The 24,091-nt window shown below is 71.5% G+C and carries 22 protein-coding genes; 14 read left to right on the top strand and 8 right to left on the bottom strand.

The window, feature by feature from the left end:
* Positions 1 to 145: 145 nt before the first annotated feature.
* The 4 genes from ACIPKM_RS16970 to ACIPKM_RS16985 all read right to left on the bottom strand — a co-directional run bounded on the left by ACIPKM_RS16970 (position 146) and on the right by ACIPKM_RS16985 (position 3,229).
* On the bottom strand, positions 146 to 1,546 hold the full coding sequence (locus ACIPKM_RS16970; RefSeq protein ID WP_071294540.1) for an aspartate ammonia-lyase: 1,401 nt from the start codon (positions 1,544 to 1,546) through the stop codon (positions 146 to 148).
* Between the two features lie 119 nt (positions 1,547 to 1,665).
* The gene (locus ACIPKM_RS16975; RefSeq protein ID WP_070416758.1) at positions 1,666 to 2,280 is read right to left on the bottom strand and encodes a carbonic anhydrase; all 615 of its coding nucleotides are present in this window, start codon (positions 2,278 to 2,280) and stop codon (positions 1,666 to 1,668) included.
* A gap of 68 nt (positions 2,281 to 2,348) precedes the next feature.
* A complete protein-coding gene (locus ACIPKM_RS16980; protein ID WP_071294509.1) occupies positions 2,349 to 2,987 on the bottom strand; it encodes a DUF4245 domain-containing protein in 639 nt (212 codons plus the stop codon).
* Positions 2,984 to 3,229: an exodeoxyribonuclease VII small subunit gene (locus tag ACIPKM_RS16985; RefSeq protein ID WP_022906010.1), complete on the bottom strand. Its 246-nt coding sequence runs from the start codon at positions 3,227 to 3,229 to the stop codon at positions 2,984 to 2,986. Before ACIPKM_RS16985 ends, ACIPKM_RS16980 begins: the two co-directional genes overlap by 4 nt.
* A gap of 85 nt (positions 3,230 to 3,314) precedes the next feature.
* Here ACIPKM_RS16985 and ACIPKM_RS16990 point away from each other — a divergent pair, with 85 nt between their 5' ends.
* Positions 3,315 to 4,058, top strand: a complete 744-nt coding sequence (locus tag ACIPKM_RS16990) for an alpha/beta hydrolase (RefSeq protein ID WP_071294510.1) — start codon at positions 3,315 to 3,317, stop codon at positions 4,056 to 4,058.
* A gap of 88 nt (positions 4,059 to 4,146) precedes the next feature.
* Here ACIPKM_RS16990 and xseA read toward each other — a convergent pair whose 3' ends face one another.
* Entirely contained in the window at positions 4,147 to 5,382 is a 1,236-nt protein-coding gene (xseA, locus tag ACIPKM_RS16995) for an exodeoxyribonuclease VII large subunit (RefSeq protein WP_071294511.1), read from the bottom strand.
* 124 nt (positions 5,383 to 5,506) lie between these two features.
* Here xseA and ACIPKM_RS17000 point away from each other — a divergent pair, with 124 nt between their 5' ends.
* Both ACIPKM_RS17000 and ACIPKM_RS17005 read left to right on the top strand, forming a co-directional pair.
* Complete coding sequence (locus ACIPKM_RS17000) at positions 5,507 to 6,571, top strand: 4-hydroxy-3-methylbut-2-enyl diphosphate reductase (RefSeq protein WP_083295030.1); 1,065 nt, start codon at positions 5,507 to 5,509, stop codon at positions 6,569 to 6,571.
* Positions 6,568 to 7,299, top strand: coding sequence for a DUF6264 family protein (locus tag ACIPKM_RS17005; RefSeq protein WP_071294512.1), 732 nt, complete (start codon positions 6,568 to 6,570; stop codon positions 7,297 to 7,299). Before ACIPKM_RS17000 ends, ACIPKM_RS17005 begins: the two co-directional genes overlap by 4 nt.
* A 23-nt stretch (positions 7,300 to 7,322) precedes the next feature.
* Here ACIPKM_RS17005 and ACIPKM_RS17010 read toward each other — a convergent pair whose 3' ends face one another.
* Positions 7,323 to 8,582, bottom strand: a complete 1,260-nt coding sequence (locus ACIPKM_RS17010; RefSeq protein ID WP_070416753.1) for a M18 family aminopeptidase — start codon at positions 8,580 to 8,582, stop codon at positions 7,323 to 7,325.
* A gap of 94 nt (positions 8,583 to 8,676) precedes the next feature.
* Complete coding sequence (gene fbaA, locus ACIPKM_RS17015) at positions 8,677 to 9,705, bottom strand: class II fructose-bisphosphate aldolase (protein WP_070416752.1); 1,029 nt, start codon at positions 9,703 to 9,705, stop codon at positions 8,677 to 8,679.
* 160 nt (positions 9,706 to 9,865) lie between these two features.
* On the opposite strand from fbaA, the gene glpX reads away from it, so the two are divergent.
* Positions 9,866 to 10,855, top strand: coding sequence for a class II fructose-bisphosphatase (gene glpX / locus ACIPKM_RS17020; RefSeq protein ID WP_079238384.1), 990 nt, complete (start codon positions 9,866 to 9,868; stop codon positions 10,853 to 10,855).
* A gap of 195 nt (positions 10,856 to 11,050) precedes the next feature.
* On the opposite strand, the gene rmuC is transcribed toward glpX, so the two are convergent.
* A complete protein-coding gene (gene rmuC, locus ACIPKM_RS17025; RefSeq protein ID WP_071294513.1) occupies positions 11,051 to 12,313 on the bottom strand; it encodes a DNA recombination protein RmuC in 1,263 nt (420 codons plus the stop codon).
* A 173-nt stretch (positions 12,314 to 12,486) separates the two neighbouring features.
* Here rmuC and iolC point away from each other — a divergent pair, with 173 nt between their 5' ends.
* The 10 genes from iolC to ACIPKM_RS17075 are packed head-to-tail and all read left to right on the top strand — an operon-like array spanning position 12,487 to position 23,950.
* Positions 12,487 to 13,440, top strand: coding sequence for a 5-dehydro-2-deoxygluconokinase (gene iolC, locus ACIPKM_RS17030; protein WP_402737230.1), 954 nt, complete (start codon positions 12,487 to 12,489; stop codon positions 13,438 to 13,440).
* Positions 13,433 to 14,422: a class I fructose-bisphosphate aldolase gene (locus ACIPKM_RS17035; protein ID WP_071294515.1), complete on the top strand. Its 990-nt coding sequence runs from the start codon at positions 13,433 to 13,435 to the stop codon at positions 14,420 to 14,422. The genes iolC and ACIPKM_RS17035 overlap by 8 nt, the downstream gene beginning before the upstream one ends.
* The gene (locus tag ACIPKM_RS17040; protein WP_071294516.1) at positions 14,419 to 15,930 is read left to right on the top strand and encodes a CoA-acylating methylmalonate-semialdehyde dehydrogenase; all 1,512 of its coding nucleotides are present in this window, start codon (positions 14,419 to 14,421) and stop codon (positions 15,928 to 15,930) included. The genes ACIPKM_RS17035 and ACIPKM_RS17040 overlap by 4 nt, the downstream gene beginning before the upstream one ends.
* A gap of 6 nt (positions 15,931 to 15,936) precedes the next feature.
* Positions 15,937 to 16,839 (top strand): 5-deoxy-glucuronate isomerase, encoded by a 903-nt coding sequence (gene iolB / locus ACIPKM_RS17045; RefSeq protein ID WP_071294517.1) that lies wholly within the window; start codon positions 15,937 to 15,939, stop codon positions 16,837 to 16,839.
* Positions 16,840 to 16,856: 17 nt separating this feature from the next.
* Positions 16,857 to 18,737 (top strand): 3D-(3,5/4)-trihydroxycyclohexane-1,2-dione acylhydrolase (decyclizing), encoded by a 1,881-nt coding sequence (gene iolD, locus ACIPKM_RS17050; protein WP_071294518.1) that lies wholly within the window; start codon positions 16,857 to 16,859, stop codon positions 18,735 to 18,737.
* 38 nt (positions 18,738 to 18,775) lie between these two features.
* Positions 18,776 to 19,702 carry a sugar phosphate isomerase/epimerase gene (locus ACIPKM_RS17055; protein WP_071294519.1) on the top strand — a complete coding sequence of 309 codons (927 nt, stop codon included), beginning with the start codon at positions 18,776 to 18,778 and terminating at the stop codon, positions 19,700 to 19,702.
* Positions 19,703 to 19,722: 20 nt separating this feature from the next.
* Positions 19,723 to 20,754 carry a Gfo/Idh/MocA family protein gene (locus ACIPKM_RS17060; RefSeq protein WP_402737164.1) on the top strand — a complete coding sequence of 344 codons (1,032 nt, stop codon included), beginning with the start codon at positions 19,723 to 19,725 and terminating at the stop codon, positions 20,752 to 20,754.
* 3 nt (positions 20,755 to 20,757) lie between these two features.
* On the top strand, positions 20,758 to 21,627 hold the full coding sequence (locus tag ACIPKM_RS17065; protein ID WP_402737165.1) for a sugar phosphate isomerase/epimerase family protein: 870 nt from the start codon (positions 20,758 to 20,760) through the stop codon (positions 21,625 to 21,627).
* A complete protein-coding gene (locus tag ACIPKM_RS17070; RefSeq protein ID WP_402737166.1) occupies positions 21,624 to 22,736 on the top strand; it encodes a transaldolase family protein in 1,113 nt (370 codons plus the stop codon). Before ACIPKM_RS17065 ends, ACIPKM_RS17070 begins: the two co-directional genes overlap by 4 nt.
* Positions 22,733 to 23,950: a Gfo/Idh/MocA family protein gene (locus tag ACIPKM_RS17075; protein ID WP_070416742.1), complete on the top strand. Its 1,218-nt coding sequence runs from the start codon at positions 22,733 to 22,735 to the stop codon at positions 23,948 to 23,950. Before ACIPKM_RS17070 ends, ACIPKM_RS17075 begins: the two co-directional genes overlap by 4 nt.
* Positions 23,951 to 24,091: the final 141 nt, after the last annotated feature.

The following is a 24,091-nucleotide window of genomic DNA, read 5'->3' on the forward strand; positions in this document are numbered from 1 at the left end:
CGCGGGGCTCGCCCCCCCCACCCGCGGGTGGCGCCCCGGGGGGGCCCCCGGCGGGGGCCCCCCCCCGGGGGGGCCCCCCCCCCCCCCCCGGGCGGGGGGGGGGGGGCCCCGCGCCCCCCCCGCCTCCTGTCCGTGACGGGGTGCGTCAGTTCGGGTGCGTCATGCTGAGCACGTCGAGGGCGCTGTCGAGCTGCTCCTCGGTGACCTCGCCCCGCTCGACGTGGCCGAGTGCGATCACGGCCTCGCGCACGGTGACGCCTTCCTGCACCGCGAACTTCGCGACCTTCGCCGCCGCCTCGTACCCGATCACGCGGTTGAGCGGGGTGACGATGGACGGCGAGGACTCGGCGAACGCGCGGGCGCGGTCGAGGTTCGCCTCGAGCCCGTCGATCGTCTTGTCGGCGAGCACCCGCGAGCTGTTCGCGAGCAGGCGGATCGACTCGAGCAGCGCGGTGCCCATCACGGGGATCGCGACGTTCAGCTCGAACGCACCGGAGGCGCCCGCCCACGCGATGGTGGCGTCGTTGCCGATCACGCGTGCGGCGACCATGAGCGTGGCCTCGGGGATGACGGGGTTGACCTTGCCGGGCATGATCGACGACCCGGGCTGGAGGTCCGGGATGTGCAGTTCGCCGAGGCCCGTGTTCGGCCCGGAGCCCATCCACCGGAGGTCGTTGTTGATCTTCGTCAGGCTGACCGCGATGACCTTGAGCGCCCCGGACGCCTCGACCAGGGCGTCCCGGGCGCCCTGCGCCTCGAAGTGGTCGAGCGCCTCGGTGACGGGCAGCCCGGTGTCGCTCGCGAGCTGGGCGATGACCCGCTGCGGGAAGCCCTTCGGGGTGTTGATCCCGGTGCCGACGGCCGTGCCGCCGAGCGGGACCTCGGCCACGCGGGGGAGCGTCGCGTTCACCCGCTCGATGCCGAGACGGACCTGGCGCGCGTAGCCGCCGAACTCCTGCCCGAGGGTGACGGGCGTGGCGTCCATGAGGTGCGTGCGGCCGGACTTCACCGCGTCGGCCCAGAGCGTGGCCTTCGCCTCGAGCGACTCGGCGAGGTGCTCGAGCGCCGGGACGAGCGTGCGGATGAGGGCCTCGGTCACGGCGACGTGCACCGACGTCGGGAACACGTCGTTCGAGGACTGCGAGGCGTTCACGTGGTCGTTCGGGTGCACCGGGGCACCGGCGACCTCGGACGCGAGGGTCGCGAGGACCTCGTTCATGTTCATGTTCGACGAGGTCCCGCTGCCGGTCTGGTAGACGTCGACGGGGAACTGGTCGTGGTGGGCGCCACCGATGATGGTGTCCGCCGCCTCGACCACGGCAGCGGCCAGGGTCGGGTCGACGATGCCGAGCTCACCGTTGACGATCGCGGCCGCCCGCTTGATCCGGGCGAGGGCGACGATCTGGGCCGACTCGAGCCCGCTCCCGGAGATCGGGAAGTTCTCCACCGCACGCTGCGTCTGCGCCCGGTAGAGCGCGGACACCGGCACCCGGACCTCGCCCATGGTGTCGTGCTCGATGCGGAACTCGCCGGAGCTGTCGGTCACGGTGGTCGAGGTGGTGTCGGTCACGTCGTCGTGGTCCTTCCTGGGGTGCTCGCCGGCCGCGGTCGCGCCGGCTGGTGGGTGTCCCGATGGTGTCCGGGACGGGTCGTCGTGGCGGTCGGTCAGGCCTGGCCCACGACGGTGTCGACGGCGACCTCGCCCGTGGTGAGGTCGTAGGTCGCGCCGACGACGGCCAATCTACCCTCGGCGATCGCGTCCGAGACGGCGCCGGAGCGCTCGATCACCTGACGGAGCGTGGCTTCGAGGTGGGCGGCGCCGACGGATTCCTGGGGGACGTCGGCGTCGGTGGTGCGGACGCGCTCGACGCTCGGGGCGATGGCGTCGACGAGGGCCTGCAGGTGCGGGGCGGGGACGGGCTCGCCGGAGCGGGCGGCCGCGACGGCGCCGCACTTGGTGTGCCGGAGGACGACCACGAGCGGCGTGCCGAGCGCGACGACGGCGAACTCGATCGATCCGAGCACGACGTCGTCGACGATCTGGCCGGCGTTGCGGATGGCGAAGAGGTCACCGATGCCGGCGTCGAACACGTGCTCGAACGGCACGCGGGAGTCCGAGCAGCCGAGCACGGTGGCGAACGGTGCCTGCGACCCGGCGAGCTCCGAGCGGCGGTCCGGGTCGATCCGGCCGGTGCGGCGCTTGTCGGCGGCGAAGCGGGCGTTGCCCTCGACGAGGAGTCGGAGGGCGTCGGACGGGGTGGAGGCGGCGCGGTCGGGCATGGGGCTCCTCGGGTGCTTCGGGTGGATCGGGTCGTGGTCGTGCTGCTGCTGCGGCGGGTGTTTGCTCGTCAGTTCGCGAACTGCTTGCTGACGGCGGTCGCGACGGTCCGGAAGGAGCTGTCGTCGGCGGTGCCGGACAGGACGACGGTGCCCTGGTCGAACGTCGACACGAGCGAGTACGCCTGGTTGCCCGCGTCGTCGCCCTCGGCCCGGCGGTCGTACACGGTCCACTTCGTCCCGGCGATCGTGCGGGTGCCCGTGGCGGCGTGCTGGTCGAGCTGGTTCGACACCCAGGTCGCGTTCGCGTCGATGCCCTGCTGCAGGCCGATGTACTGCTTGTCCGGCGTGAGCAGGCCGACGGTCCAGACGCTCACCCCGTCGGACGTCTTGTCCTGGTAGTCGGCACGGTTGGACGAGAAGTCCCCCGGCAACGCGGGCGCGGCGAGCGTGACGCCCGGCACCTGGGCCTGCGAGGCCACCTGGCGGTAGTCGACCGTCCGGTCGCCGATCGTGGTGTCCGGACGCACGACGACCGCGACGAGGAACAGCACGATGCCGAGCGACGCGATGAGTGCGAGCACGAGGTTGAACGCGGTCTGGTGCTGCCGCCGGGCGGTGCGGGCGGCGTCCTTGCGCGCCCAGGTCTCCTCCGGTGTCTCGGGGCGGCCCAGCTCGGCGACGATCGGGCGGCCGTCGGCGTCGGTCATCGCGCTGCGCCGTCCTCGGACTCGGACGCGGCGCGTGCGGCGTCGAGCCGGGCCCGGGCGCCGACGAGCCACTCTTCGCACCGGGCGGCCAGGGACTCGCCCCGTTCCCAGAGGGACAGCGAGCGTTCGAGCGTGGCCGATCCCTGTTCGAGCTCGGCGACGACGCGCACGAGTTCGTCGCGCGCCGCTTCGTAGCTCAGCGACCGGACGTCGGGCTGCTCGGGTTCCTGCTGGGATGACACCCCTCGATCCTACCGAGCACCCACCGACGTGCCGCCCGCGGGGACGAACCCGTGGACAACTCCCGGCCGCGTAGGGTCTGGGGGCATGACGGACCTCCCCGACGGCGCGACCTGGTACCCGGCCCCGACCGCCCCGGACCCCGCGGACGCGCGACCCGACGTCGCCCTCGTCCTGCCCGGCGGCGGGTACCACGGCCACGCCGCCCACGAGGGGGAGGGCTACGCCCGGTGGCTCAACACGATCGGCATCTCCGCCGTGGTCTTCGCGTACCCGGTCGCCCCGCACCGGCACCCCGACGCCGTGGTGGCGACCAGGACGCTCCTGCGCGACCTGCGCGCCGGACGGTACCCGGGCCTCCCGTCCGCTCCACGCGTCCTGCTGGTCGGCTCGTCCGCGGGTGGCCACCTCGCTGCCCTCGTCTCGAACGCGCCGACGCCCGACGAACGCGCCGTGTCGGACGTGGACGACCGACCCGACCTCGCGCTGCTCTGCTACCCGGTGGTCTCGATGACCGACCACCAGCACCGGGGGAGCGCGGACAACCTGCTCGGCACGGGTGCGACGGTGTGGGCGCTGGGGGCGCTCGACACGGAGCTCATGGTCGACGGCGCGACCCCGCCGACGTTCCTCTGGCACACCGCCGAGGACCCGGCTGTCCACGTCACGCACTCGCTGCGCTACGGGCAGGCACTCGCGCGTCGGGCGGTGCCGTTCGAACTGCACGTCTTCGAGCGTGGCGCGCACGGGATCGGGCTCGCCGAGGGCATCGGGACCGCTGCCGCGTGGCCGGACGTCGCCGAGGCCTGGCTGCGCGATCGCGGGTGGTGACCGCTCGCCGCCGCGACACCCGCCGCGACGCCCGCCGCGACGCCCGCCGCGACGCCCGCCGCGACGCCCGCCGCGGCGTCGACCGGGGTCAGGCCCCGTCCGGACCGGGACCGTCCGGCTCGAGCGTCCCGGTGGCGGTCCCCGCGCCGAGCGTCACGTGCACGGGCGTCGCACCGCTGAGGTCCTCCGAGCCCCGCACCACGCCGCCGTCGGCCGTCTGCACGATCGCGTAGCCGCGCCGCAGGGTGTCCCGCGGCGACAGCGCCCGGAGCCGGGCGGTGAGGTGCCCGACCTCGGAGTGGGAGCGTTCGAGCCGGCGGTCGAGGAGTTCACGGGCGCGGGAGAGGTCGCGCGCCACCTCTTCCGCGCGGGTGTCGACGAGCCAGGCGGTGGACGCCAGGGCGGGACGGGAGCGCAGGGCCGCGATCCGGTCCGCCTCGACCGAGAGGGTGTGCGACAACCGGAGCCCGAGTCGTGCCCGCGCCTGCCGGACGTTGGCGAGTTCCTCGGCGACGTCGGGCACCACGCGCTTGGCCGCGTCGGTCGGGGTGGAGGCGCGGAGGTCGGCGACCTCGTCGAGGATCGGCCGGTCGGCCTCGTGCCCGATCGCCGAGACGATCGGGGTGCTCGCAGCGGCCGCGGCCCGGACGAGTCCCTCGTCGCTGAAGCCGAGCAGGTTCTGGAAGTCGCCGCCGCCGCGGGCCACGATGATGACGTCGACGGTCGGGTCGGCGTCGAGCTCGAGGATCGCCGCGGTGACCTCACTCACGGCGCGCTCGCCCTGCACGGCCGTGTGGACCGTCCGGAACTCGACCTGCGGCCACCGGAGCTGGGCGTTGCGCTTGACGTCCTTCTCGGCGTCGGAGTCCTTGCCGGTGATCAGCCCGATCCGGTGCGGCAGGAAGGGCAGTCGCTTCTTCCGGGACGGGTCGAACAACCCTTCCGCGGCGAGGGTGCGGCGCAGGCGTTCGAGCCGCTCGAGCAGGTCGCCGAGTCCGACGTGCTTCATCTCGACGACCTGCATCGTCAGCGAGCCGCCCTTGACCCAGTAGTTCGGTTTGACGGCCGCGACGACCCGGTCGCCCTGCTTGATGTCCGCGGGGACCCGGGAGCGCACGCTCGACCAGATCGAGAACGACACGGTGGCGTCGACGTCGACGTCCTTGAGCTTGCCGTAGACGTTGCCGCCCGCGACGTTCCACTGGGTGATCTCACCCTCGACCCAGGCGGTGCCGAGCCGGTCGATCCAGTCGCGGAGCTTCGCGCCGAGCAGCGCGACGGGCCACGGGTCGTCAGCCGTCGGGGGACCCTGTTCGATCGCCAATGTCGTTCCTTCCACGCGGGACGTCCATGCTGCCCGAGACCGGTGACAGCGCGCTCTGGACGGGTTGTCCACAGGTCCGTGCGCGCTCAGCCCACGCGCGTCCCGCTCACCTATCATCGGGGACGTGACGATCACCAACGGCCACACGGTCCCGCTCGCCCCGCCGCGGGTCCTCGCGGCGCGCGGCCGCCTGCGGGACGAACCGGTCGCCGGCACGAAGAAGGTCCTGCTCGCCGCCCCCCGCGGGTACTGCGCGGGCGTCGACCGCGCCGTCGTCGCGGTCGAGAAGGCGCTCGAGCAGTACGGCGAGCCCGTGTACGTCCGCAAGCAGATCGTCCACAACGTCCACGTCGTGTCGACGCTCGAGCAGCGCGGAGCGGTCTTCGTCGACGACGTCGCCGAGGTCCCGCGCGGTTCGCACGTGGTCTTCAGCGCCCACGGCGTCTCACCGGCGGTGGTGGCCGGCGCCGCCGACCGCGACCTGCACGCCATCGACGCCACGTGCCCGCTCGTCACGAAGGTCCACAGGGAGGCGACGCGCTTCGCGAAGGCCGACCGCACCATCATCCTGATCGGGCATGCCGGCCACGAAGAGGTCGAGGGCACCATGGGCCACGCACCCGACCGCACGATCCTGGTCAACGGACCGGACGACGTCGCCGCGCTCGAGGTCCCCGACCCCGAGAACCTCGTCTGGCTCTCGCAGACCACGCTGAGCGTCGACGAGACGATGGAGACCGTCCGGCTCCTGCGCGAGAAGTTCCCCGCGATCGAGGACCCGCCCTCCGACGACATCTGCTACGCCACCCAGAACCGCCAGGTCGCGATCAAGAAGGTCGCCCCCGGAGCCGACCTCGTGATCGTGGTCGGCTCGGCGAACTCCTCGAACAGCGTCCGCCTGGTCGAGGTCGCGCTGGAGCACGGCGCGAAGGCCGCACACCGCGTCGACTACGCCGCCGAGATCCAGCAGGACTGGCTCACCGGAGTCGGCACCGTCGGCGTCACGAGCGGCGCGAGCGTGCCGGAAGAGCTCGTCACCGAGGTCCTCGACCAGCTCGCGGACGCCGGCTACGCCACGGTGGAAGAGGTCGTCACGGCGCACGAGGACCTCATGTTCTCGCTGCCGAAGGAGCTCCGCACGGACGCGTCGGGCAACCCCACGCGCGCACTCGGCGGGCGTCGACGGTGAGCGGGGGCACGGACGGCTGGTCCGCGGTGCCCGCCCGCGAGCCGGGTCAGGTCGTCGATCCGTCCCTCGGCCAGGAGGCGCGGCGCACCCCCGCCACGTCGGCCGACGGTGACGCGCACGGTCGCGTCCACGGCCGTCCGGCACCGCAGTACGGCGAGTACGCGCCCGACGGTTGGGAGAACCCGGTGCTCGTCGAACAGGAGCGCCTCGAGCACGAAGAGCGCTCCCGAGCCGCTGGCGAACGCGAGACCCGCGACCACCCCGCTCGCGACCGCGATCCCCGTGCCGGTGCCCAGCGGCCCGGCCCGGCGACCGACGGCGGGACGGCTCGCCCGACACCCCTCGCCGGACGCTTCGGCCGCACCCCGCTCGACTTCGTCCTGACGGTCGGGCTGCTCGTGATCGGGCTCTGGTCGGTCGTCGAGTCCCTCGCCGTCGGCACGACCGCCTCGACCATCCGGACCCTCGTGGAGCGCCAGTACACCGAGCTGTCCGACCCGGCGGCGCTGTCGACCGCCGTGCTCGTGCGGGCGGTCGTGCTCGTCGTGGTGTTCGTGCTCGTGGCCTGGTGGTCGATCCGACGGCTCCGTGCCCGGCGCTGGACGTTCTGGGTCCCGCTCGTGGGCGGTGTCGTCGCGTCGGTGCTCGGCATCGTGCCGGTGATGGTCGTGCTCTTCCAGGACCCGGCGTTCACGGCCTACGTGCAGCGGATGGCCGCCGGCGGCTGACCCGCCCGCCGGGCGCTCCAGCGTCAGCCGGCCAGGAACGCGGCGACGGCGCCGTGCAGGGACGCGAGGTCGTCGACGTGCACGAGCTCGCGGATCGAGTGCATCGACAGCAGCCCGACGCCGATGTCGATCGTCGGGATCCCGAGCCGGGTCGCCGCGATCGGGCCGATGGTCGAGCCGCCCGGGATCGTGTTCACGTTGACGAACGGCTGCCACGGCACGCCCGCCGCAGCACACGCGGTGGCCCAGACGGCCTCGCCCTTCGCCTCGGTCATGTAGCGCTGGTTCGCGCTGATCTTCAGGAGCGGGCCCGCTCCCGGACGCGGACGGTTCGTGGGGTCGTGCTTCTCCGGCTGGTTCGGGTGCACGAGGTGCCCGGCGTCGCTCGACAGCAGCCACGAGGCACGGAACGCCCGCGCGGCCTCGGAACGGGTGGCGCCGAGGCCCTCCTGCACGCGGCCGAGGACGTCCTCGAGGAAGGGACCGCCGGCACCGGACGGCGTCGAGGACCCGATCTCCTCGTGGTCGAACGCCGCGAACACGGGGATGTGGTCGCCGTCGGCCGGGGCCTCGACGATGCCGCGGAGTCCGGCGTGCACGCTCGTCAGGTTGTCCATCCGGCCCGAGGCGAGGAACTCGCGGTCGATGCCGATCCGGGCCGGCGCCTGGGTGTCGGCGAGGAAGAGGTCCCACGACACGGCACCGTCGCCGAGCCGGGCGCGCAGCCACGACACCACGTCGGTCCCACCCGTGTCGCCGTCGACCCCGACGATCGGCAGGGTGTGCCGCTGGCGGTCGATCTCCTTGCCGTCGTTCACGCCGCGGTCGAGGTGGATCGCGAGGTTCGGGATGCGGGCGACGGCGTCGGTGGACACCAGGCGGACCGTCCCGTCCGCGTCGACGACCCGGCCGGCGATGCGGAGGTCGCGGTCGAACCACGTGGAGAGGAGCGCGCCGCCGTAGACCTCGACGTTCAGCTGCTCCCAGCCGCCGGTGCGCACGCCGGGGTTCGGCTTGATGCGGAACCCGGGGGAGTCGGTGTGGGCGCCGAGGATCCGGAACGGGGTGGTCGGCGTGGCCCCGGACGGCAGACGCCAGGCGATGACGGCACCGTCACGGACCACCACGTAGGCGCCGGGCGTCGTCGGCCAGGCGCCGAGCTCGTCGAGCTCCTCGAACCCCGCGGCGACGAGGCGGTCCCGGGCGGCCGCTGCCGCGTGGAACGCGGTGGGGGACTCGGTGACGAACTGGGCGAAGTCGGAGGCGATGGCGTCGGCGGTCACCCGACCATCGTGGCACGGCGGTGGAGGTGACCGGACGCAGAACGGGGCGCGTCCGTCGGACACACCCCGTTCCTCCAGGCCGTTGCTCGGGGTGTCAGCCCTTGGTGTGGCCGGCCGAGCCGAGCACCTTCGCGGCCTCGCCCACGCGAGCCGCCATGGCGGTCTCGGCGACCTTGCCCCAAGCGCGCGGGTCGTACTGCTTCTTGTTGCCGACCTCGCCGTCGATCTTCAGGACGCCCTCGTAGTTCCGGAACATCGAGTCGGCGATCGAGCGCGTGAACGCGTACTGCGTGTCCGTGTCGATGTTCATCTTGATGACGCCGTTGCGGACGGCCTCGTGGATCTCGTCGTCGGTCGACCCGGAGCCACCGTGGAAGACGAGGTCGAGGGGGTTCTCACCGGTGCCGTGCTTGGCCGCGACCGAGGCCTGGATCTCGCCGAGGAGCTCGGGGCGGAGCTTGACGTTGCCCGGCTTGTAGACACCGTGCACGTTGCCGAACGTGAGCGCGGCGATCCAGCGGCCCTTGTCGCCCAGGCCGAGTGCGTCGACCACCTTCTCGACGTCGTTCGGGGTCGTGTACAGGGCGTCGTTCGTGCCCTCGTGCTCGACGCCGTCCTCTTCGCCGCCGACGACGCCGATCTCGACCTCGAGGATCGCGTTGATGTTCCGCGTCTTCTCGATCATGGTCTTGGCGATCTCGATGTTCTCGTCGAGCGGCACGGCCGAGCCGTCCCACATGTGCGACTGGAAGATCGGGTTGCGGCCGGCGCGGACCTCTTCCTCGCTCGCTGCGATGAGCGGCAGGACGAAGCCGTCGAGGGCGTCCTTCGGGCAGTGGTCGGTGTGCAGCGCGACGGTGATGTCGTAGTTCTTCGCGACCTCGTGGGCGAACTTCGCCATCGCGAGGGCACCGGCGGCGCGGTTCTTGACGGTGTGGCCGGCGAAGTAGTCTGCGCCACCCGTGGTCACCTGGAGGATGCCGTCCGAGCCCGCCTCGGCGAGGCCCTGGAGGACCGCGTTGATCGTCTGTGACGACGACACGTTGACGGCGGGGTACGCGAACTTGCCGGCCTTCGCTCGTTCGATCATCTCGGCGTACTGTTCCGGCGTTGCGATGGGCACGTGGATCTCCTTCGACTTCGGTGGTGTCCTCGCCGATCGTAGTCAGCCGGACTGGAGGCGCGGTGCGGGTTACGCGGTCGGCCCGCGCCCGGCGTGCACATGCGTCCACGGGGCCGTTGTCCGGACCGTCGGTCGGCTGCCGGTCGGTAGGCTGGCGGTCGTGACTCCCACGACGGAAACCGGCTCCCTGTTCCTCCAGCCCGACCGCAACCTGGCGCTCGAGCTCGTGCGTGCGACGGAGGCCGCGGCGATCCGTGCGCAGCCGTGGGTCGGGCGTGGTGAGAAGAACCTCGCGGACGGTGCTGCCGTCGACGCGATGCGGAAGTTCCTCGGCACGGTGAACTTCGACGGCGTGGTCGTCATCGGCGAGGGCGAGAAGGACAACGCCCCGATGCTCTACAACGGCGAGCACGTCGGCAACGGGCACGGCCCGGCCTGCGACATCGCCGTGGACCCGATCGACGGCACCTCGTTGACCGCCGCGGGTCGCCAGAACGCGATCTCGGTGATGGCCGTCTCGGACCGCGGCTCGATGTACGACCCGTCCGCCGTGTTCTACATGGACAAGATCGCCGCCGGCCCCGAGGGTCGCGGCGTCCTCGACCTCGAGAAGCCCATCGGTGACAACATCCGTGCGCTCGCGAAGGCGAAGGGCAAGGACCTCGAGGACATGCAGATCGCCGTCCTCGACCGTCCCCGCCACGACGAACTCATCCGGGCGATCCGTGCGACCGGTGCCGGCACCCGGCTGCTGCTCGACGGTGACGTCGCCGGTGGCATCGCGGCGGCGCTGCCCGGGTCGACGATCGACATGTGCGTCGGTGTCGGCGGCACCCCGGAGGGCATCATCACCGCGTGCGCGATCAAGGCGCTCGGTGGTGTGATCCTCGGCAAGCTCCAGCCGAAGGACGACGAGGAGCGCGAGAAGGCGATCGCCGCCGGGCACGACCTCGACAAGGTCCTCGACCAGGACGACCTGGTCACGGGCGACAACACGTTCTTCGTCGCCACCGGTGTCACCGACGGTGTGCTCGTGGACGGTGTCCGCCGGTCGCGCGGCGTCATCCACACGGATTCGCTCGTGCTGCGGTCCCGCTCGAACACGATCCGTCGCATCCAGGCGGACCACCGCGCGGAGAAGTGGTTCTGATCCGCTGACGCCGCGGCGCGGCGGCGCGGACGGCGCTGCGCGGCGGCGCGGCGCACATCGCGTTCGCACAACCGAAGTCCGTCCGAACCACGTTCCCGCGTGGTTCGGACGGACTTTCGTTGTGCGGGGCGGGGCGGGGCGGCGCGGCGCGGGGCGAAGCGGGGCGGGGCGGCGCCAGCGCGCCGGAGCGCGCGCTCAGTCGTCGTCGAGGGCGCCGACGAGCTCCGGCGCGGTGAGCAGCCGCGGCTCGTCGGTGATCGTCGCCGGGTCCGCGATGACCTTCGACTCGTCGAGGAGTGACAGCCGCCGGGCACTCGGCAGGACTTGCCGTTCGAGTGACCCCACGAACCGGTTGTAGTCGACCACGGAGCCCCGGATCGACCGCCCGAGCTTGTCGACGTGTCCGGCCATGGTGGCCAGGCGGCCGTACAGCTCGCGGGAGACGCGGAAGAGCTCGTGCGCCTCTTGTGAGACGACGTCCTGCTGCCACGAGAACGCCACGGTCTTCAGCACCGACCACAGCGTCACCGGCGACGCGAGTGCGATGCGCTTGCGGAACGCGTGGTCGAGCAGCCCGGGGTCGGCGGCGAGGGCGCTCGAGATGAGCGACTCCGACGGGATGAACGCCACGGTGAGCTCGGGCGACGCGTCGTAGCCGGTCCAGTACTCCCGCGCGGCGAGGGCGTCGACGTGCGCCCGCAGTGCCTTGACGTGCTGCCCGATGAGCGCATCGCGCCGGGCTCCTTCGGCGCCGGTCGCGGTCGCCGGGATCTCGGCGGCCTGCAGGTAGGCGCTGAACGGGACCTTGGCGTCGACGGCGATGGTCTTGCCACCCGGCAGGTGCACGACCATGTCGGGGCGCGCGGTGCCGGCGGTCGTGGTGACGGAGGACTGCACGTCGAAGTCGACGCGCTCGAGGAGCCCCGCGGCCTCGACCACGTTGCGCAGCTGGGTCTCGCCCCAGACGCCGCGCGTGCTGTTCGACGACAGGGCGCTGGCCAGCGTGTCGGCGGTGGCGCGCAGGCGTTCCTCGGACTCGGCAGCGGAGCGCAGCTGTGCCGAGAGGGCCCCGTACTGCTCGCTGCGGGACTGTTCGAGCTCGGCGATCTTGGCGCGCATGACGTCGAGCGTCTGGGCGACCGGGCTGAGCGCGGAGAGCACCTTCGACTCGCCCTGGGTCCGGGCGGCGTCGGCGCCGTGCATGCGCTGGACGAGGTGCTCGAGTTCGGCGGCCCGCCGTTCGAGCGAGTCGACCTGTCGCCGGTACTGCGCGTCCTGCGCGTCGAGCCGTTCCTCGGCGTCTCGACGGACCTCGTCGAGGCGCGACCGGAGCGCCTCGGCGCTGGCGCGGGACGTGGCCGCGTCCACGCCGGCGCGGGACCGCGCGAGCGACCAGGCGACGACCGCACCGACGGCGACGCCGATCATGAGACCGATGACCAGGGCGAGGATCTGCATGTCGCGACCTTGGCAGGACCCACCGACACCGCGCCTCCTGGGCCGCCCGAATCCATGTCATGACATTAGGGCAAACAAGGTGTACAGTCGTGATCGTCCGCCGATGAAGCCGCACGGAAGGTCCCCCGCGTCGCATGACGAACCCAGCTCCCCACGCGTACGACGTGATCACGATGGGACGTGTGAGCGTCGACATCTACCCGCAGCAGACGGGGCCGCTCGAAGACGTCTCGACGTTCTCGAAGTCCGTCGGCGGCAGCGCCACGAACGTCGCGATCGCAGCAGCTCGGCACGGAGCCGACGCGGCGGTCATCACCCGCACGGGCAACGATCCCTTCGGCCGCTACATCGCCAGGACCCTGCCGGAGTTCGGTGTCGCGAACGCCTTCGTCGAGACGGTCGAGGGGCTGAACACCCCCGTCGCGTTCTGCGAGATCTTCCCACCGGACGACTTCCCGCTGTACTTCTACCGGGCACCCAAGGCCCCGGACCTCATGATCACGGCGAAGTCCCTGCCGCTGCACGAGATCGAGCGGGCGAAGATCTTCTGGACGACGGTCACCGGCCTCAGCGAGGAGCCGAGCCGCCAGGCCCACCACGTCGCATTGAGGGCGCGGAGCGAAGCGACGCTTGCCCGAGGGATGCACACAGTGCTCGACCTCGACTACCGGTCCATGTTCTGGTCGTCGCCCGAGGCCGCGACGCGCGAGGTCGCCGTCGCCCTCGAGCACGCGACCGTGGCCGTCGGCAACCGCGAGGAGTGCGAGGTCGCCGTCGGTGAGACCGATCCCGTCCGCGCCGCCGACGCCCTGCTCGAGCGCGGGGTCGAGATCGCCATCGTCAAGCAGGGGCCGAAGGGCGTCCTCGCCAAGACCCGCGACGAGTTCGTCGAGTTCCGCCCGCACCACATCGACGTCGTCAACGGCCTCGGATCGGGCGACGGCTTCGGCGGAGCGCTCACCCACGGACTGCTGCAGGGCTGGGGGCTCGAGCGGACCCTCGCGTTCTGCAACGCCGCCGGCGCGATCGTCGCGACCCGGTTCGAGTGCTCGACCGCGATGCCGACGAGCGACGAGATCGAGCAGTTCCTGCAGGACAACCCCACGGAGGAGGCCGTCAATGCCTGAGATCAGCACCGCCGACTTCGCGCGGCTGCGGGACGTCCGCGCCGGGCAGCCCGAGCTCGTGCGGGCCGCGCTCGACGCCCGACGCAAGCGCTCCCTGCTCGCCGACGACGGCAAGCTCTTCATCGTGGCCGCCGACCACCCGGCACGCGGAGCCCTGGCCGTCCGGAACGACGAGTCCGCCATGGCCGACCGGTACGACCTGCTCGAGCGGCTCGTCACGGCACTCGGACGCCCCGGGGTCGACGGGGTGCTCGGCACGCCGGACATCCTCGAGGACCTCGCGCTCCTGGGTGCCCTCGACGACAAGGTCGTCGTGGGGTCGATGAACCGCGGTGGCCTCCGGGGCGCGACGTTCGAGATGGACGACCGCTACACGGCGTACTCGGCGCAGGCCATCAAGGACTCCGGGCTGGACTTCGCCAAGCTCCTGGTGCGCATCGCCCTGGAGGACTCGGGCACCGCCCCGACCCTCGAGGCCACGGCCCGGGCGGTCAGCGAGGCCGCGGCGCTCCGGCTGCCGATCATGCTCGAACCGTTCATGTCGGCGTGGCAGGACGGCCGGGTGGTCAACGACCTGACCGCCGACGCCGTGATCACCTCGATGGCGATCGCCGCGGGACTGGGGGAGTCGAGCGCGTACAGCTGGCTCAAGATCCCGGTCGTGGACGACATGGAACGGGTGATGGCCGCGACGACGCTGCCGACCCTGCTGCTCGGCGGGGACCCGTCGACCCGCCCGCTCGAGACCTACGCCAAGTGGGCCGACGCACTGGCACTCCCCGGGGTGCGCGGCCTGGTCGTCGGCCGCACGCTGCTCTACCCGCCGGACGGCGACGTCGCCGCAGCCGTGGACGTGGCCGCCGGGCTCGTCCACACCCAGGAGGGCCGTGCCGGGTTCTCCACAGAATCCCACGACCCAGCCGCTCGGCTCGCGGGCGCCACCACCATGGACTCGTCCATCCCGGAAGGAAGCAACGCATGACCACCACCGAGACCGCCACCACGACCATCGGGCACTGGATCGACGGGGCACGCGTCGCGTCGAAGTCCGGCAACACGGCCCCGGTGTACGACCCGGCGCTCGGGGTCGCGACGAAGCAGGTCGCCCTCGCGAACGACGAGGAGATCCAGGCGGCGATCGCGAGTGCGAAGGCGGCGTTCCCGGCGTGGAGCAACCTGTCGCTGTCGAAGCGCCAGCAGATCCTGTTCTCCTTCCGCGAGGTCCTCAACCGCGACAAGGCGGAGCTCGCCGAGATCATCACGAGCGAGCACGGCAAGGTCATCGACGACGCCCTCGGCGAGATCGCCCGCGGGCAGGAGGTCGTCGAGCTGGCGACGAACATCCCGAGCCTGCTCAAGGGTGAGTTCAGCGACCAGGTGTCGACCGGCATCGACGTGTACTCGATCCGTCAGCCGCTCGGTGTGGTCGGCATCATCAGCCCGTTCAACTTCCCCGCCATGGTGCCGCTGTGGTTCCTGCCGATCGCGATCGCCGCGGGCAACACCGTCGTGCTGAAGCCGAGCGAGAAGGACCCGAGCGCCGCGATCTGGCTCGCCGAGAAGTTCAAGGAGGCCGGACTGCCCGACGGTGTCTTCACCGTCCTGAACGGCGACAAGCTGAGCGTCGACGGGCTCCTCACCAGCCCCGACGTCGAGTCGATCTCCTTCGTCGGGTCGACCCCGATCGCGCAGTACGTCTACGAGACGGGCACGAAGCACGGCAAGCGCGTGCAGGCCCTCGGCGGTGCGAAGAACCACATGCTGGTGCTGCCGGACGCGGACCTCGACCTCGTCGCGGACAACGCCATCAACGCGGGCTTCGGCTCCGCCGGTGAGCGCTGCATGGCGATCTCGGTCGTCGTCGCCGTCGAGCCGGTGGCCGACGAGCTCATCGAGAAGATCACGGAGCGCGCGGCGACCCTGCGCATCGGCGACGGTCGTCGCGGGTGCGACATGGGCCCGCTCGTCACGAAGCAGCACCGTGACAAGGTCGCCTCGTACATCGAGGTCGCAGAGCAGGACGGTGCGGTGGTTGTGGTGGACGGCCGCACCGTCCGACCCGACGGCGACGAGAACGGCTTCTGGCTGGGCCCGACGCTGATCGACCGGGTCCCCACCACGAGCCGCGTCTACACCGAGGAGATCTTCGGCCCGGTGCTGAGCGTCGTCCGCGTCGCCTCCTACGAGGAGGGCCTCGAGCTCATCAACAGCGGGGCGTTCGGCAACGGCACCGCCATCTTCACCAACGACGGCGGCGCTGCCCGTCGCTTCCAGCGCGACGTGCAGGTCGGCATGATCGGCATCAACGTGCCGATCCCCGTCCCCGTCGCGTACTACTCGTTCGGTGGCTGGAAGAACTCGCTGTTCGGCGACCACAAGGCGTACGGCGCCGACGGCGTGAGCTTCTTCACCCGCCAGAAGGCGATCACGAGCCGCTGGCTCGACCCGTCGCACGGCGGCATCAACCTCGGCTTCCCGTCGAACGGCTGAGCGCTCGTGACGACCGACAACTGGTTCAACCCCGCCGGCTCCCGCCCCGAGGCGGGCTGGACGGACGTGATCGACGGCCGTGTCGCGGGGTGGGCGCACACCGGTCTGCGGACCGGCGCGCTGACCGACGGGGGCGAGCTGCGCCTCCAGGCCGACGCCGTGGAGCGCATCGTCGTGCCGCTCGCCGGATCGTTCCACGTCACGTACGCGGGTGCCGCCGGGAACGGCGACCAGGCCCTCGACGGGCGTTCGAGCGTGTTCGACGGACCGACCGACGTCCTGTACCTCGGTTCGGGAACGGAGGCGCGGATCACCGGCACCGGTCGGCTCGCGGTCGCCGAAGCACCCACCGACACCGTCAAGCCGACGACGTACGTGGCCCGGCAGGACGTGCCGGTCGAGCTCCGCGGTGCCGGACAGTCCAGCCGGCAGGTGCACAACTTCGGCACCCCGGCGGCGCTCGACGCGGACAAGTTCATCGTGTGCGAGGTGATCACGCCGGCCGGCAACTGGTCGTCGTACCCGCCGCACAAGCACGACACGTCCGTGCCCGGCGAGGAGTCGAACCTCGAGGAGATCTACTACTACGAGTCCGCCGTCGCGCGCGGTGTCTCCGCACCGACCACCGCCGACCCGTTCGCACTGCACCGGACCTACGCGTCCGACGACCGCGCGATCGACGAGTTCCGGCAGGTGCGGACCGGCGACATCGCTCTCGTGCCGTACGGCTGGCACGGTCCCGCCGTCGCGGCGCCGGGCTACGACATGTACTACCTCAACGTGATGGCCGGGCCCGACCCGGAACGCGTCTGGAACATCACCGACGACCCGGCGCACGGCTGGGTCCGCCAGGTGTGGGAATCCGAGTCGATCGACCCGCGCCTGCCCTACGAAAGGAAGCTCGCGTGACCACCAACACGCGGAGGATGACCGTCGGCCAGGCACTCGTCGAGTTCCTGGCCAACCAGTGGACCGTCGACGGTGACGTCCGCGAACGCACCATCCCGGGGATCTTCGGCATCTTCGGGCACGGCAACGTCGCCGGCGTCGGCCAGGCCATCAAGCAGCTCCACGTCGAGCAGCCCGGCCTGCTGCCGTACCACCAGGCCCGCAACGAGCAGGCGATGGTGCACGAGGCCGTCGGCTTCGCCCGCATGCACCGCCGCCGTGCCACCTTCGCCGCGACGGCGTCGGTCGGCCCGGGTGCCGCGAACATGCTCACCGCCGCGGCGCTCGCGACGACCAACCGGCTGCCCGCACTGCTGCTGCCGTCGGACACCTTCGCCACGCGCACGACCGACCCGGTGCTCCAGCAGATCGAGCTGCCGCACGACACCTCGCTGCAGGTGACCGACGCGTTCCGTCCGCTGTCCCGGTACTTCGACCGCGTCGAGCGTCCGGAGCAGTTGTTCTCGATCGCGCTCGCGGCGATGCGGGTGCTCACCGACCCGGCCGAGACCGGTGCCGTGACCATCGCCCTGCCCGAGGACGTCCAGGCCGAGCAGCTCGACGTCCCCGTCGCCTTCCTGCAGCCGCGTGAGTGGCACATCCGTCGGCCGCTGCCCGAGCACGGGCCGCTGGCGCGTGCGGTCGAGGCCATCCGGTCGGCGAAGCGTCCCGTCATCGTCGCCGGCGGTGGCGTGCTGTACTCCGGCGCGGAGCAGGAACTCGCGGCGTTCGTCGAGGCCACCGGCATCCCGGTCGGCACGTCCCAGGCCGGCGGCGGGTCGCTCGTCTGGGACCACCCGCAGTACCTCGGCGGCATCGGCGCGACCGGTACCGCCGCGGCGAACGCGATCGCCGCGCAGGCCGACGTCGTCATCGGGATCGGCACGCGGTACAGCGACTTCACGACGGCCTCCCGGACGGCGTTCCAGGACCCGGACGTCACGTTCGTCAACGTCAACGTCGCCGCGTTCGACGCCTACAAGCACGGGTCGCAGTTGCCGATCGTCGCGGATGCGCGCGAGACACTCGTCGCGCTCGCCGAGCATCTCGCCGCGTTCTCGGTGGACGCCGGCTACGCGGCCGAGATCGCGCAGCGGAAGCAGGAGTGGGACGCCGTGGTCGACCAGGCCTTCGCACCGTCCGGCCTGGCCGTGCCCGGTCAGTCCGAGATCATCGGCGCCGTGCAGTCCGCCACCGATCCGCGCGACGTCGTCATCCAGGCGGCCGGATCGCTGCCGGGCGACCTGCACAAGCTCTGGCGGGTGCGGGACGCGCTCGGGTACCACGTCGAGTACGCGTTCTCGTGCATGGGCTACGAGATCGCCGGGGGAATCGGCGTCCGTCGTGCCGCGCCGGACCGCGACGCGATCGTCATGGTCGGCGACGGCAGCTACCTCATGCTGCACACCGAGCTGGTCACGGCCGTGGCCGAGGGCATCAAGATCGTGGTGGTCCTCATCCAGAACAACGGGTACGCGTCCATCGGGCACCTGTCCGAGACGGTCGGGTCCGAGCGGTACGGCACGAAGTACCGCTACCTCGACGAGACCGGCTCGTTCGAGGGCGACGACGTGCTCCCCGTCGACCTCGCCGCCAACGCACGCTCGTACGGCGTCGACGTCATCGAGGTGCAGCCCGGGCCGAACGCGATCGAGGACCTCAAGTCCGCGGTGCGTCAGGCGAAGGCGAACGACCACACCACGCTCGTGCACGTCCACTCGGACCCGCTCGTCTACGCCCCCGAGGGTGACGGCTGGTGGGACGTCCCGGTCGCCCAGACCTCCACGCTGCCGAGCACCCAGCAAGCCCGCACCGCGTACGAGCAGCAGGTCGCCGCGCAGCGTCCCCTGCTCGGCTGAACACCTTCCACCACACGCAGAAAGCAGACGACGACGTCATGACCGACACCGCCACCGCCACCGACGCCATCCGGATCGGCACCGCCCCCGACTCGTGGGGCGTCTGGTTCCCCGACGACCCGAAGCAGGTCCCGTGGCAGCGCTTCCTCGACGAGGCGACCGCGGCCGGCTACAAGTGGATCGAGCTCGGGCCGTACGGGTACCTGCCCACCGACCCCTCGCAGCTGCGCGACGAACTGGAGTCCCGCGGGCTCCAGCTGTCAGCCGGCACCGTCTTCACCGGGTTCCACAAGGGCGACGACCAGTTCCAGCGCGCCTGGGACCAGGCCGTCAAGGTCGCCGGTCTCGCCGCCGCGCTCGGCGCCGAGCACCTCGTGACCATCCCGGACCTCTGGCGCTCGGACGCCACGGAAGAGGTGCTCGAGTCGCGCACGCTGACGGATGAGCAGTGGGAGCGCCTCGGCAAGGGCCACGACCAGCTCGGCAAGGCGCTGCTCGAGGAGTTCGGCGTGCACCAGCAGTTCCACACGCACGCGGACAGCCACGTCGGCACCTACACGGAGACCGTGCGCTTCCTGTCCGAGACGGACCCGGCGTACACGAACCTCTGCCTCGACACCGGTCACTTCGCGTACTACGGCGGCGACAACCTGAAGCTCATCGCCGAGCACCCCGAGCGCGTCGGCTACCTGCACCTCAAGCAGGTCGACACCGACCTGCTCCCCGACGTCCTCAAGAACGACGTCCCGTTCGCCACCGCGGTGGCGCAGGGGATCATGACCGAGCCGCCGCACGGCACCCCGGAGCTCGCGCCCATCATCGAGGCCGTCGCGAAGATCAACCCGGACATCTTCGGCATCGTCGAGCAGGACATGTACGGCTGCTCCGTCGACGCTCCCGGCCCGATCGCCGAGCGCACGTTCCAGCACATCTTCGGCTCGACCGCCGCCGCCCGCGCCCTCTGACACCCCCAGGAGAACCCAGCATGAGCACCACCGAGAACCTCCGCGTCGCCGTCGTCGGAGCGGGCGCGATGGGCAGCGACCACGTGCGTCGCATCACGTCGACCATCGCCGGCGCCGACGTCGTCGCGATCGTCGACCCCGACACAGCCCGGGCCACCGCGGCCGCGGCGAAGGCCCCGGGTGCGATCACCGCGTCGTCGTTCGAGGACGCACTCGAGGCCACCCCGATCGACGCGGTCATCGTCGCGACCCCGGGCTTCCTGCACGAGCCCGTCCTCGTGCCCGCCATCGAGCGTGGCCTCGCCGTCCTCTGCGAGAAGCCGCTCACCACGTCGGCCGCGGACTCCCTGCGGATCGTCGAGCTCGAGCAGGCGAAGTCTGCCCGCCCGAAGATCCAGGTCGGCTTCATGCGCCGGTTCGACAAGGGCTACCAGGAGCTCCGTGCGCTTCGCGAGTCCGGGTCGAACGGTGCCCTGCTCGCGCTGCACCACGCGCACCGCAACCCGACGACCCCGCCGAACTTCAGCGAGTCGATGCTCATCCACGACTCGGTGATCCACGAGATCGACATCATCCCGTTCATCACGGGGGAGCCGATCGTCGCCGTCGAGGTGAAGAAGCCGCGCAAGAACTCCCTCGCACCGGCCGACCTGCCCGAGCCGCAGTTCGTCCTGTTCACCACTGAGTCGGGCACGATGGCGATCGTCGAGATCAACGTCAACGCCCAGTTCGGCTACCAGGTCACGACCGACGCGGTGTTCGAGTCGGGTGTCGCCTACATCGGCCGCGAGACCTCGCTGAACCTCGTGTCGCAGGGCGTGTCCGGCCAGGGCGTCACCCCGTCGTTCGTGGAGCGCTTCGGCGCCGCCTACGACGAAGAGGTCCAGCGCTGGGTCGATGCCGCCAAGACCGGCGGCATCGACGGGCCGAGCGCCTGGGACGGCTACACGGCGTCCGTCGTCGCCGAGGTGGCCGTGCGCGCGCAGCAGACCGGTGCGCTGGAGCCGGTCGCCTACGCCACCGCGAAGCCAGCGTTCTACGAGACGGCCTGATCGATGCCGAAGATCGCGCTCGACCCCACGCCGTTCCACCACGACCTGTCACTGCTGGAGTTCCCGCAGAAGGTCGCGGACCTCGGCTACGACTACCTGCAGCTCACCCCGCACCAGGACTTCATCCCCTTCTACCGGCACCCGAAGGCCGACGACGACCTCGTCGACGCGTTCGCGGCCGCGTGCCGGAAGGCCGGGGTCGAGGTCGCGTCGGTCCTGCCGGTCCTCCGGTGGTCCGGGCCCGATCGTGACGCCCGTGAGGCCGCGGTGACGAAGTGGAAGCGGGTCATCGAGATCACGAAGCGCCTCGGCGTCGACACGATCAACACCGAGTTCTCCGGCCGCCCCGAGCGCCCCGAGGAGTCCGAGGACGCCTTCTACCGCTCGATGGAGGAGCTCCTCCCGATCATCGAGGACGCCGGACTCCGCGTGCTCATCGACCCGCACCCGGACGACTTCGTCGAGGACGGCCTCGAGGCCCTCCGGGTCATCCGCGGCCTCAACTCGAAGCACGTCGGGTTCGTCTACGTCGCCTGCCACACCTTCCACTACGGCGGCAACATGGACGAGATCATCGACGCCGCGGGCGACTCGTTGCAGCTCATCCACGTCGCCGATGCCTACGACCACCGACGGTCGCACGGTCTCCGTTACATCACGAACCCGCCGGGCAACCCCGTGCGCGTGCACCAGCACCTCCCCGTCGGGCAGGCGGACGTCGACTTCGACGCCTTCTGGGCCGCCCTCGACCGAGTCGGCTTCACGGCGCGCGAGGACACCGTCGCGGTGTCGAGCGTCTTCGCCGAGGACGAGAACGCCGACGAGGTCTCCCGCTTCCAGCTCGACACGATCACGAAGGGACTGAACCGATGACGACCGCCCTCGAGACCCCGACGCCCACCGGCACCGACGTCCGACCCGTCACCCTGCAGGCCGCGTCGCAGACCGTGACCGCCCTGTGGAACGACTCCGCCGATCCGCGCGAGCTGTCCACCGCGATCCACGAGTACGGTGCGGTCGGGGCGACCTGCAACCCGGTGATCGCGTACACCTGCATCCAACAGGACCCCGACACGTGGGTCCCGCGCATCCGCGAGATCGCCGCCGAGCACCCGACCGCGGGGGAGTCCTGGATCGGCTGGAAGGCCGTCGAGGAGCTCTCCGTCGCCGCGGCCGCGCAGCTCCTGCCCGCCTTCGAGGCGTCGGGTGGCCGCAACGGCCGGCTGAGCATGCAGACCGACCCGCGTCTCCACCGCGACCGGGACGCCCTCGTCGAACAGGCCGTGCGGTTCTCGCAGCTCGCGCCGAACATCATCGTGAAGATCCCCGCCACCAAGGTCGGCATCGCCGCCATCGAGGAGGCCGCGTACCGCGGTGTCTCGATCAACGCGACCGTGTCGTTCACCGTGCCGCAGGTCGTCGCCGTGGGCGAGGCCATCGAGCGCGCCCTCGACCGCCGTGCCGCCGAGGGTCTGCCCGAGCAGGAGTTCGGCCACGTCGTCACGCTGATGGCCGGCCGCTTCGACGACTGGTTGAAGACCGTCGTCAAGCGCGACCACGTGATGGTCGACCCCGGCATCCTCGAGTGGGCCGGTGTCGCTGCGGTGAAGCACGCGTACCGGGTCTTCCAGGAGCGCGGCTTCCGGTCGCGCGTGCTCGTCGCCGCCTTCCGGAACGCGATGCAGTGGTCGGAGTTCCAGGGCGGTGACCTCGTCGTGTCGCCGCCGTTCCAGTGGTCGAAGGACATCAACGACAACGCGTTCCCGTTCCGTCCGGACGCCATCCACGACGAGGTCCCCGCGCACGTCATCGACGCGCTGCGTGCGGCCACGCCGGAGTTCGCCCGGGGCTACGACGTCGACGGCATGACGATCGACGAGTTCGACCGCTTCGGGGCCACGGTGACCACGCTGCGCCAGTTCCTCGACGCCGACGCGAAGCTCGACGCCCTGGTCCGCGACATCATCGTGCCGGCAGCATGAGCGCAGCCGCGTCCGCCGACGTCGCCACCATCGGTGTCGGCCTCATCTCGGTCGGCTGGATGGGCCGGTTGCACTCCCGTGCCTACCGCGCCCTGCCCGACCACTTCCCGGAGCTCGGCGTCCACCCCCGGCTCGTCGTCGCCGCCGACCCGATCGAGGCGGCACGCGACCAGGCCGTGACCCGCCTGGGCTACGAGCGGGCCGTCGCCGACTACCACGAGGTCCTCGCCGACCCCGAGGTCGACGTCGTCTCGATCTGCTCGCCGAACTTCCTGCACCGCGAGATGGCGGTCGCCGCTGCCGAGGCGGGCAAGCCGTTCTGGATCGAGAAGCCGATGGGCCGGTACGCCAGCGACTCCCGACAGATCCACGAGGCCGTGCAGCGCGCCGGTGTCATCACGAGCGTCGGCTTCAACTACCGGCACGCCCCGGCGATCGAGCGGGCGCGCGAACTCGTCCGCAGCGGGCGCCTCGGCCGGATCACGAACGTCCGCGGGTCGCTCCTCGCCGACTACTCGTCCGACCCCGCGGCGCCGCTGACCTGGCGCTTCGAGCGGGAGCGTGCCGGCTCGGGCGTCCTCGGCGACCTGCTCTCGCACGGGCTCGACCTGGCGCAGTACGTCGTCGGCCGGATCTCGTCCGTGACGGCGCTCGCGGAGACCTTCATCGTCGACCGACCGCTCCCCGGCGCTGGCATCGTCGACCGCAGCGCCGCCGCGACGGGGGAGCGGAAGCCGGTCGAGAACGAGGACTACGCGGCCCTGCTCTTCCGCTTCGAGGACGGCGCCGTCGGCACGATGGACTCCAGCCGCGTCATGCGGGGGCCGCACGCCGAGTACACGCTCGAGGTGTACGGCACGAAGGGTTCCGTGCGGTGGGACTTCCAGCGCCTCAACGAGCTCGAGGTCTACCTCGACGGGCAAGAGGTCGACGGCTACGCCACCCACTACGTGGCCGCGGGGGACGGCGAGTTCGCCCGATTCCAGCCGGGCGCCGGCACCGCCATGGGGTACGACGACCTGAAGACCGTCGAGGCTGCGCAGTTCATCGCGAGCGTCCGGCGCGGGGAGCAGCTCGCGCCGTCGGTCGCCGACGGCCTGGCGGCTGCGTCGATCGTGGAAGCGGCGGAGGCGTCGCTCGCCGACGGGGCGTGGCACGAGGTGGCGCGCGTCGACGGACCGCTCACCTACGCGGCGGCGACCCCCGTGCTCTAGACGCACGACCCGACGGACGGGAGGCGCGGGGGCCCCGGGGCCCCCGCCCCCCCGCCCCCCCCCCCCCCCGGCGCCAACCAGAGTAATTTGTAATGCCACAATATAGCCCCCGCCGCCGCCCCACGCCCCGCCTACGAATGC

Origin of the sequence: Curtobacterium sp. NPDC086286 (assembly GCF_044746255.1) — a bacterium.
Taxonomy (GTDB): Bacteria; Actinomycetota; Actinomycetes; order Actinomycetales; family Microbacteriaceae; genus Curtobacterium.